This window comes from Prevotella sp. HJM029 (assembly GCF_000599605.1).
Classification (GTDB): Bacteria; Bacteroidota; Bacteroidia; order Bacteroidales; family Bacteroidaceae; genus Prevotella.
In genome coordinates this window covers 40,373-42,211 of the sequence record NZ_KK082678.1, presented here as the reverse complement: position 1 = coordinate 42,211, position 1,839 = coordinate 40,373, and the positions used below count along the sequence as shown (strand labels likewise).

The 1,839-nt window shown below is 42.1% G+C and carries 1 protein-coding gene; it reads right to left on the bottom strand.

Features of this window, described 5'->3' with window-relative positions; translation table 11 throughout:
* Nucleotides 1-219: 219 nt before the first annotated feature.
* Nucleotides 220-1,839, bottom strand: a 1,620-nt coding sequence (locus X919_RS0113830; protein ID WP_028900622.1) for a hypothetical protein, incomplete at its 5' end; no start/stop codon positions are given.

Here is a 1,839-nt window from a genome sequence, read left to right as displayed (position 1 = left end):
TTGTTTTCGTTGTTTTTCAATGAGAACGGTGGGCGTTCTCGCCTGTTTTTGATGATTTTGGGGCAACTCGCCCACCGTTCTCGCTTGTTTTTATCGTTTTTGACCGAAAACGGTCACCGTTCTCAACCATTTTTGTTGTTTTCAATGCTCCCGCCCACCGTTCTCACCATTTTGCAAAATGCAGGATTGAACATGGTGGGCGATTGCACTCGCTTTATATTAAAATTCGACGAAGGGGAGGACATCAGCGCCGCCATAATTCTTATCATAGAATCCATTTACATAATTAGCCCGATATTCCCAAGAATAAACGTTCTGGTACCATGTGCTTGAACAGATAACTTTGAAACTATTATCCGCCCTCATAGGAGAGTTTGAAGCGGCTGCTTTGCTAAAGCCATAAGCCAATGCTGCAGATGCCCATGCTTGCATAGCTGCATTACTCTGCGACTTGCGTGAGAACCCTATGGTTGCCATCATTAATTTTATTTGTCCAAGGCTTGGAAGAAACCATTGCCCGATGCCGCTGGTTGAAACGCCAGGATTATAGTTTGCTGCAAGTTTAAAAGCTGGATATTTGTCACTACTTGCCTTTACTTCATTATTCGAACTTGTGTTCGCGTCCCAAGTGTAGGCATAACCATCCATGTCTGTAAAAGCATCTGTTAGGGTAGAGAAGGCCCGTTTATTGACATAATAATACCACACACCAGAAATGAGAGACACAGAAAATGGCCGTACTGACGATGTAGAAGCAAGATTCAATGCGACAGCGAGCCCTTTTTCTCCTGCTGTTTTGCGCCTCACTACGATGCCTATAGGCGTGCGCGTGCCTTTATCTCTAAGATATCCTGTTGTGCCATCATTGAACAAATATTCATAGGAAGGATTAATCTTAATATTCAACTTATAATTATCGTTAGCAGACATTGTCCCCAATTTAGCCAACGATGTTTTTAGTGTCCCTACACTCTTATAATAGCATGTACCATTATAAAATTCTAATTTCATATCGGTGCCATCCCCTGGTAAAACATATAAATAAGTATTATTTTCGCTCGTATTATAATCCCAAAAAGGAAACTCTAATATGTCTGTCCCTGGAATAACTGTTTTTGAGGTTAAATCAGCAGAATATTGAATGGCTTTTGTTGTTGTGGCAGTTAATCTGCCTTTCATATTGACAAAGCCCGCTGTAGGTTCTCCATAACCTATCAGATTTTTCACACTAACCAAACATTTCACTGCAGGGTGTTTCATTTCTATGTCTACTTTATATTCAATGCTGTTTGCAGGTATGGTGGCTGTTGTTGAACCTATAAGAGGATTGTTAACACCATTCTTAATCGTAAGATTCGTGCCATCATCTTCAACGGCATCATTATAGCACACAAACTTATAGGTGCCAGGTGCCAGCATGAGTGATAAACCTGCATCGGGTGTAAAGGTAGTTGTGGACTCCTGATGTCCCCAAGGAAACCCTGGGGTTGGCGTATAAATCCAAGTATATGTTGTTTCAACCGTTCCTTTTAAGAGGTTGCCCACACGCTGATTGGTTATGGGGTTTAAGGCATAAAGATTAAAATGCCCGTTAAGAATATCAGATGCACGCGTTGCAGCCGTTTTACTCTTTCGACCTCTTTCCACACTAATCTCAGCCGTCATACCATTATCCAAATCCACCACTTGTGTGTCTGTGGGGGCTTGCACAGCACGAGTAATTTCCCTCGCTGCATTAAAATCTTGCATAGAAAGAATTATTTTGCCTTTCGCCGCAAGGTCCACTAAGTTTTGCCGGGGCTGTGCTTGCTCTTCTTCTGTGCTACACGCCGTGAAGAA